Source organism: Leptolyngbya sp. FACHB-541 (assembly GCF_014695875.1).
Lineage (GTDB): Bacteria > Cyanobacteriota > Cyanobacteriia > Elainellales > Elainellaceae > JAAUTN01.
Window position 1 is genome coordinate 1 of the sequence record NZ_JACJPC010000094.1, and the last position, 7659, is coordinate 7659.

Annotated in this window: 9 protein-coding genes; 2 read left to right on the forward strand and 7 right to left on the reverse strand. The window is 49.8% G+C overall.

All coding sequences use genetic code 11. From position 1 onward, the window contains the following. Nucleotides 1-159 precede the first annotated feature (159 nt). On the reverse strand, nt 160-1242 hold the full coding sequence (locus H6G00_RS19465) for a M28 family peptidase (protein WP_190798009.1): 1083 nt from the start codon (nt 1240-1242) through the stop codon (nt 160-162). 81 nt (nt 1243-1323) lie between these two features. Here H6G00_RS19465 and H6G00_RS36165 point away from each other — a divergent pair, with 81 nt between their 5' ends. Then, nucleotides 1324-1458, forward strand: coding sequence for a hypothetical protein (locus H6G00_RS36165; RefSeq protein ID WP_277881921.1), 135 nt, complete (start codon nt 1324-1326; stop codon nt 1456-1458). 73 nt (nt 1459-1531) lie between these two features. On the opposite strand, the gene H6G00_RS19470 is transcribed toward H6G00_RS36165, so the two are convergent. Then, entirely contained in the window at nt 1532-1774 is a 243-nt protein-coding gene (locus H6G00_RS19470; RefSeq protein ID WP_242042378.1) for a Uma2 family endonuclease, read from the reverse strand. Between H6G00_RS19470 and H6G00_RS35570 the strand changes: the two genes are divergently transcribed. Further along, nucleotides 1700-1912 carry a hypothetical protein gene (locus H6G00_RS35570; protein WP_242042380.1) on the forward strand — a complete coding sequence of 71 codons (213 nt, stop codon included), beginning with the start codon at nt 1700-1702 and terminating at the stop codon, nt 1910-1912. The genes H6G00_RS19470 and H6G00_RS35570 overlap by 75 nt on opposite strands. Nucleotides 1913-2151: 239 nt before the next feature. On the opposite strand, the gene H6G00_RS19475 is transcribed toward H6G00_RS35570, so the two are convergent. The 5 genes from H6G00_RS19475 to H6G00_RS19495 all read right to left on the reverse strand — a co-directional run bounded on the left by H6G00_RS19475 (nt 2152) and on the right by H6G00_RS19495 (nt 7276). Next, nucleotides 2152-2427 carry a hypothetical protein gene (locus H6G00_RS19475; RefSeq protein WP_190798010.1) on the reverse strand — a complete coding sequence of 92 codons (276 nt, stop codon included), beginning with the start codon at nt 2425-2427 and terminating at the stop codon, nt 2152-2154. 162 nt (nt 2428-2589) lie between these two features. Beyond that, on the reverse strand, nt 2590-3645 hold the full coding sequence (locus H6G00_RS19480) for a potassium channel protein (RefSeq protein WP_190798011.1): 1056 nt from the start codon (nt 3643-3645) through the stop codon (nt 2590-2592). Nucleotides 3646-3801: 156 nt separating this feature from the next. Further along, on the reverse strand, nt 3802-5826 hold the full coding sequence (locus H6G00_RS19485; protein WP_190798012.1) for a TolC family protein: 2025 nt from the start codon (nt 5824-5826) through the stop codon (nt 3802-3804). A gap of 269 nt (nt 5827-6095) precedes the next feature. After that, nucleotides 6096-6764 (reverse strand): SDR family oxidoreductase, encoded by a 669-nt coding sequence (locus H6G00_RS19490; protein ID WP_190798013.1) that lies wholly within the window; start codon nt 6762-6764, stop codon nt 6096-6098. Nucleotides 6765-6997: 233 nt separating this feature from the next. Then, the gene (locus H6G00_RS19495) at nt 6998-7276 is read right to left on the reverse strand and encodes an HU family DNA-binding protein (protein ID WP_190642954.1); all 279 of its coding nucleotides are present in this window, start codon (nt 7274-7276) and stop codon (nt 6998-7000) included. Nucleotides 7277-7659 lie beyond the last annotated feature (383 nt).

A 7659-nucleotide genomic window follows, 5' to 3' on the forward strand; every position in this document is an offset into this window, starting at 1 on the left:
TTTCTCGCTTCACTCCACATGCCCGGCGAAAAACAACTGGGTTCAGGGTTTGGATTTGCTGGTAGAGCATGAGTCATTCATTTCAGTAGGGCTAATCTACTTTCAGCTCTTCTACTGATTCATGCAAGAGGTCTATTCATTAAATGTGTAACGCCCTTTTCACAATGGTGTTGTTGGCGTTTCATCTAGCAGGTTGGGCGCAGGGGCAGCGGCATCATTAGTCAGGTTTCCTGGAGTACTCAATAAAGCGGTTGTGGCGTTTATTACTAATTGAGTTGCTCCGGTTAGGAAAGGGCGATCGATCTTGTCGAGTGTGTCTGTGGGTTGGTGATAGTTAGGATTGCGGTAGTTGGCGGTGTCTGTCACCATAACTGCCCCAATCCCTTTTTGCCAGAAGGGGGCATGATCGCTTCGCAACAAATCAGGGGTAAGCGGCCCCAACAGCGGAATCGGTAAGCTCAAGACCTGAGGCAAATCTGACTGACTGGTTTCATGGAAAGCGTTGATCAGGGACATGTGACCGCGATCGCCAATTACCGCCAAAAAGTCTCCCCGATCGGTAGGTGGGCTGATGGGCAGCCCAGCGGGATATTGCTGACAGCCCTCGGTGTGACAGGCAAACCCAATCATATCCATCACGATCGCGCCTTCTAAATTTTCGGTCAGGCTATCATCTGCTGCGTAGGCTAAACTGCCCAGCAGTCCGACCTCTTCCAGGTCAAATAGGGCAAGCTTGAGTGTTCGCGGAGTGGGAAGTTGTCCCAGTAGCCGAGCCGTTTCCAGGACAGCTGCGATCCCAGTAGCGTTGTCGTCCACACCGGGCGATTGCTCTATGGAGTCGTAGTGTGCTGCGACCAAGATTGCCCCAGCCGATGGATCGGTTCCTGGGCGCTCTGCCACGACATTTACACCATTCTCAAAGGTCTGGAACTGAGGCAACCAATCCGCTTCCCGTAAAGCCGAGGCAATGTAGTCGCGGGTGCGGCTCCGCTCTGCTTCGCTGTGTCGCTTAAAGGCAAGTGCCTCGACATCCGCCAGCACTCGATCAGGGTTGATGGTGGGTGCCTCGATCGGAGCAGGCATTTCTGCACGTGATTGGGGCGATCGCGAACGGACGGGACTTTGCTGAAAGCTGGTTTCTAAAATCTGAGGTCGGAGTTGAATTCCGTGCCAGTTCCACCCGGTGATGACTCCTACTAGCGTGACGAAAAATAAAGCCAACCAAATTCCCAGCTTCCTCATGTCTGCGTCCTGCTAATTTGCCCAGTTTTCATTTTATGAGTTCTACCCAAGTCATGCTTGTTTCAAATCACAACTTAATTAATGAGAACTATAATTCTCACTTTCGGTATCGCTACATTAGAAATGCTGCCCTGGTTACAAATGCCCGACATTGCCGATGTGATGTACGAATTTCATGGGGGCATGGCATTGCCATGCCCCTACAGAGGAGATTGAGATCCGTGAATCAAATCCATATTCAGCAACGCCCGATGCCCTTCCTTTAGCTAGAACCTAGAACTCCAGTCATTTATCCTTGCTTCAGCTGCTCTACAAACGCTGAATGTTCCGGTGAGTTTAACCCCACTTGCATCACTTCTAACACTCGTGCCATCTGGTTATTCAATAGTGCCTCGACTGCCAACCACAAACCTGGAAACACTTGACTGCGAATGATCCCATCTATATCAGGCATGAGTTGCTGATAATCTCCATCTACCGATTGGAACCACTCCAGTTGATTCTCAAATGCTTCCCAGATGATATATCCCAATACTCTATTGCGACGACAGGCTTGCTTTTTGCTGCCTATGTCGATTACCCCTTCGGGGAACTGCGAAGCAACCGCTCTCAGGACGAGTTAGGCGATCGCCACTTTCAAGCGGTGGCAGGTGATTATAAGCCGAACTGATTTGGGAGTAGGATGATCGACTAACCATCTTCAAATCCTCGGAACTGTCTAATATCGCTCACTGTAGTAGATCTAATATATCGAGTTGAAACTCTTGCACGGTAAGAATTCCAACTCGATATATTGGATTAGTCAGCCTGGTTATCGGGTGAGGATCAGCATCGTAATGGTAGCGATCGCCTTGAAAGATGTTCCTCTAACAAGGATGTACGTGGTGTGATACACGATCAATTGGGTGTTTAGGCAGACTTCGTATGAGTGAGTGCCCTATCTATCCCCGTGACTGGTGTAAGTACTGCGGTAACCGATTTCTTTTGAGGGGTTGTCAATTGTTCAAACTGACTACTGAGCCAACCATATCCTCTACCAATGCAGGTGGGGCAAACAGCACCACAGTTTTCTCCTTGGTCGTCGCAGATGATTACTTTTGCTGCCTGCATTTTGAAAACGCGATCGCATGTTCGGCAAACTTGTTGCTTGCCAACCCGATCATTACATTCAACTTGGAGTTGCATAAGATTTTCCCAAAGTTTAGAAATGAGTTTATAAAGAGGTGAGGTTAGCGGTCGCTAGGTTAATTACTTGAGCCAAAGCTCAATGCTACAAAGGTAAAGGCGATCGCCAGACCGTGCGTCTATCTTAGGAATAAACTTTGGGGAGAACGAATCCATATGAGCTTAATGCAGGGTCCCTCGATAGCGCAGTTGCCGCTTGAGCGCATAGTGTTCGGCAAACTTGGGAATATCGCCCTGGTGTCCCATCAGAATCACCGTATCGCCTTCCTTGATTACTGTGCTGTGGTTGGGGTGGACAAACGTACTGCCATCACTTCGACGTAGCGCTACCACAATAAAAGTGCCTCTGCCACGCACCTCAATGTCACTCACGATGCCACCGACTAGAGGTGAGCCTTTAGGAACTACCAACTCATCAAGCTGGACATCAATTTCTGCTAACAGTTCACTTAATGTACTGCGACCGTCGTTTTGATCGAGAAAGTCGATTGAGGCTGGATGAGTAATCATGTGCGCCATTCGCAGAGCGCCGATTGTAGCAGGCAACACTACGTGGTCGGCTCCTGCCAATCGCAGCTTTTTTTCAGTGGTGGGAAATTCACCCCGCGCAATGATTACCAGGTTAGGGTTCATTTCTCGTGCCGTTAATGTAATAAATACATTAGACGCATCATCTGGCAGCGCAGTAGCTAATACTTTGGCTCTCAAGATTCCGACAGCCTGCAAAATGGTTTCATCGGTAGCATTGCCAATGCGAACTAGATAACCCATTGCTTCGGCTTTGGCAAGGCGATCGCTATTATTATCGATGATCACAAAAGGTTGACCCGATTCCATCATCTTCTTTGCCAGGATCTGCCCAATCCGACCAAAACCACAGATGATCACATGCTGTTGTAAGGTATCAATTCCTTTTGCTATCCGCCGAGCGTCCAGAGCGCGGTTGATTTCTCCCTCAGTGACCATCTGGACAAACCCTCCTACCATGTAAACTGCTGACGAAGTCCCTGCAATGATCACTAGAATGGTAAAAATCTTGAGTGCCGGGGATTCAATTGGGCGAACTTCACCATACCCGACTCCGAAAATGGTAATGATCACCATGTAAACGGCATCGAGCAATGCCCAACCGGCGATCGTGTAACCTGCGATCGCCACAACAATGGTAATAACAAAAAAGACAGTGCCGAGCAGAATGCGGCGAAAAGACTGGTGCAAATTGGGTTGCCAGCAGGGGTAACGCTCTTACCGATGCGACAATCTTGCCACCAGTAGCAGAGTGCCAGGTGTAGCAGGTTATACCGAAGGGAGGGGATTAGGGGGTAGGGATTAGGGCGAGAAGAAAGACATTTCCTCTTTCATCCTTTCTTCCTCCTATTGCACCTGCGGCGAAGGTTCTGGAATTACCCCTGCGTAGGGGAAGTTGCTCACAGAACGCTGTAACTCTGCTAAAGAGCGGTTATAACCTAGAATCGCCTGTACTCGGTTAAATTCTGCTTCGGTCAAGTCAGATTGCGCGATTAATACGTCTGTTTGCGTTCCTACACCCGCTTGGAATCGCAGTCTTGCCAGTCGCAGGGCTTCCCTTGCCTGTTCCAGGGCTAAGGACGCGGTTTGAATGTTCTCGAAGTTAGCTTGCAGATTAGAGTAAGCGCTTTCTACATCAAACCGAATCTGGTTGCGCTGCGCTGCAAAATTGGTTTCGGCGATCGCAATATTGGCCTCTTCCTGAGCTGCTTGCGCCCTGGCAGCACCTCCATCAAACAAACTCAGATTGAACTGAGCGCCAAACTGATAATTGTCTTGTACGGTTTGATCCTCGTTTAAGGTGTCCTGCACGTTATAGCTCGCAAACAAACCAATCTGAGGTCTCAACTGAGCCAAAGCAGCCCGTCGTTGAGCGTCACTAACTTCGCGCTGCACAAGCTGTTGCTCTAGCTCAGCCCGATTTCTGATTGCTAAGACGATTGTTTCTTCGAGGCTCAGATCCCACAGGTCTGCCACCTCCACTGGATCGGCTGCTGCCACCTCTACCGACTGAGCCAAGCTCAGCGTTTGGACGATTTGACGACGGGCAATCTGGCGTTGGCTGAGGGCTTGGGTAAGCTGCTGTCTAGCATTTGCCACGTCCACTTGGGCTTGCAGCACGTCAAACCGCGTTCCTACCCCTGCTCGCTCCAGTGCTTCGGCATCGCGCAAACTCTGCAACGCCTGTTCTAGTGCTGACTCTTGAATTCGCACTTGCTCATCTGTTTCTTGCAAGTCGTAGTAGTTATTAATGACATCTAGACGCAGCTGCTCTTCCTGGGCTTCGACCTGCAGTTCCTGAAAACGAACCTGTCCCTCAGCTGCCTCAATCAAAGCTGGTCGCCGACCTCCAGTAAACAGCGTGTAGTTGAGTTCTACCGCACCTCCCAGGACGACGTTGACATCATCCTCGTCTGATTGACCGCTGCCACCTTGACCTCCCTGAAGCTGATCCAGAAAATCCTGTAATGCTCCTGAATCTTGCTGCTGCGTGTTTTCCTGGAAAGTCAGATTTGAATTTAAGTCTACTGTGGGTAGATTGTTTGCCTGTACCTCCCGCAAAGCTGCCTGTGCCCGCTCTAGTTCTAGCCTGGACACCTGAAGCTCACGGTTGTTACGAACGGCCAGATCAATTGCTTGTTCTAAGGTAATGGGCTGAGTTCCAACAATCTCTACCTCTTCAGGTTGAGTCGGAAACTGAAGTGGATTGGGGCTGGGATTAAGGTATTCCGGTGCTGCCTGAATCAAGTTTTCATCGGCTGTTTCTGCCTCTGCTTCCGTTTCTGCTTCTGCCTCGTCATCTACCTCTGCTTCATCTTCTGGGGGGGGAGCTTCGTCAGAGGAGTCTAGAGATGGGGCGGGCGATGTTTCCTCAGTCTCATCTCCTGCTGGTAGATCTTGGGATAGTTGCTCTGATACTTCTTCTGATGCCGTTTCTGGCGATGTTTCTGGCGTTATCTCTCTTTCTGACTCATCGGCAGAAGCATCATCCGGGGAGGCAGATGCATTGCTAGGTTCCTCTGCCTCGTCAGATTGCTCTGTTGGCTCCGCTGACTCAGCATCAGCCTCAGCGTTAGATTGATCGCTTGCTGCGGTTGGCTCTGTTGCTGCGGCTGACTCTGTTTCTACGACAATGGCTTCTGACTCTGAGTCATTTTCAGGCTGAGCCGCTTCGTCAGCTTGAGCAACTTCGACGGTTTCAGCAGAGTCTAAAGCCGTTGCGATCGCCCCAATCGAATTTTCGTGCTCAACCTCATCCTTGCCGTCAAGTCCACCAAGACGTGCAGGAGACTGAGCAGAAGCTGAGTGCAGGGGACTGAGAGCAATGATGGTGCCAACACTTACAGCAAGAAGAGAAAGAGAAAATCGCATGTTGTATATCTTTCAGTCCAGATGTTTAGCGGCAAAAGAGAAGCCTTAAGCAGAATACTGGCTGACCGCCAGAATTGGCAAATGACTTCCTGTGAAGCCATTTAAGTGCAGTTTAGGTAAAAATTAGGCGATCGCACTTCATCCACCTGGTTAATCTTTCCAGGGGAAGACGACAGGTTGGGGGTGGAGGCTAAGACTGGGAGCTAGGGGCTAGAATGCAGCATAAGAGGGATTTCCTTCATCCTTCACCTTTACACCTCCCTTCACTTCTACACCTCTAGTTTCTCAAACTCCTTTTGTCCATAAAGCATTTGCTGGTCAACCGCTGAAAGCACGCGATTATTTGCTAGGTCAGATTGCAAACAGCGGCAAACTAGCTCTGCTACATCCGCCCGATGAATCGACCCGGCAATGGTTGGGTCTGGAGTTAACACTGCATTGCCCGTTGCGGGTTCCGATTTTAGCCCGCCTGGACGGATGATGGTGTACGTCAATCCACTAGCAATTAAATGCTGTTCAGCCTTTTCTTTTTCGACTAGAACTTCACCTAATGCTTGCAGGGCTTGAGGAGGCAGCGCTACCACACTGTCACCGCTGCCAATCGACGATACCAAAATGAATTTTTGTGCCCCTGCTTTGACCGCAGCATCGATCAAATTCTTGTTTCCCAGGTAGTCTGCTCGCTCACCATCTTTAGGCAAACCACCAATCGTGCTAATCACTGCCCCAATCGATTCGCCCTGCATCGCTTGCTCAACTTCACCCAGGTTCAGCGCATCTCCCAGAGCGATCGCAATTCCCATTGCCTCTAGCTCTGCCCGTGCCGCCTCGCTGCGTAAAAGCGCCTTGACTGGAAGCGATCGCTTAACCAAACCCCGAGCAGTCTCAAGTCCTACCCCGCGACTGGCTCCGGCTAGAAATACATACGGTGCTGTCATCTAAATTGCCTCCCCGTTTGAATCAATTGCTCACAGATTTAGACCTCTGCCACATTAGTAGTGTGCGAGAAATCTTGCACCTTTGTACAAATTGATTGGAAAAACCGACTAAAAAGATTCTACGCCTGGAACTTCTGCGTCAGTTTGGGGTCAAACACTGAGGAAGCGTAATGCTTCCTACAGGGGGGTTGGGGGCTAACCCCCCTTAAAAATTTCACGGTGCCACCCTACCGTCAAGATTCTGAAACCTTCTCCTTAAATAGCTTCCCAGCCGAAAACACAGGGACAGTCGTAGCCGGAATCGTCATCACTTCACCTGTCTTGGGGTTGCGCCCTTCACGGGATTGGCGTTCTCTTGCTTCAAATGTGCCAAAACCGACGAGAGTTACCTTGTTGCCTGCGGCGACAGATTCCTGGATGGACTCCAGCACTGCGGTTAGCACTGCATCCGCTTCTTTCTTGGTTACTCCTGCCTTATCGGCGATCGCATCCACTAATTCACCTTTGTTCATATAGGTTGCTATTTAACGCTTGCAAGGATTATAGGGCACAGACCACGCAGACGCACAGCCAATAAAAAGCAGCCGCTACTGGGGTGGGCTGCTGGCTAGCATGAGTTGCTAGAAGTAGAATATCACACTAGTTAGTACATTTGAACTAAGTTGCTTTACCTAACTGAAGTGATACGGAATCCATTCTGTAGAGAAGCACGATTGGGTGTACGGGCGAAGCATTCGGCAAGAGAATTGTGCTTCAGTGGCAAGGATTATAACCGAATGCTTCGCCCCTTGTATGTAAGCGCCAGCATCAGCGAGACTGCTGATAGACCCTGTCAGGAGTGAAGTACTCTGATTCGCCCCTAGGGATAACCAAGCCTGTACGTAGATTAGACCTC

Coding starts and splice junctions, on each gene's coding strand:
- H6G00_RS19465 (WP_190798009.1), bottom strand. CDS start 1,242: ATGAGGAAGCTGGGAATTTGGTTGGCTTTATTTTTCGTCACGCTAGTA.
- H6G00_RS36165 (WP_277881921.1), top strand. CDS start 1,324: ATGAGAACTATAATTCTCACTTTCGGTATCGCTACATTAGAAATGCTG.
- H6G00_RS19475 (WP_190798010.1), bottom strand. CDS start 2,427: ATGCAACTCCAAGTTGAATGTAATGATCGGGTTGGCAAGCAACAAGTT.
- H6G00_RS19485 (WP_190798012.1), bottom strand. CDS start 5,826: ATGCGATTTTCTCTTTCTCTTCTTGCTGTAAGTGTTGGCACCATCATT.
- H6G00_RS19490 (WP_190798013.1), bottom strand. CDS start 6,764: ATGACAGCACCGTATGTATTTCTAGCCGGAGCCAGTCGCGGGGTAGGA.
- H6G00_RS19495 (WP_190642954.1), bottom strand. CDS start 7,276: ATGAACAAAGGTGAATTAGTGGATGCGATCGCCGATAAGGCAGGAGTA.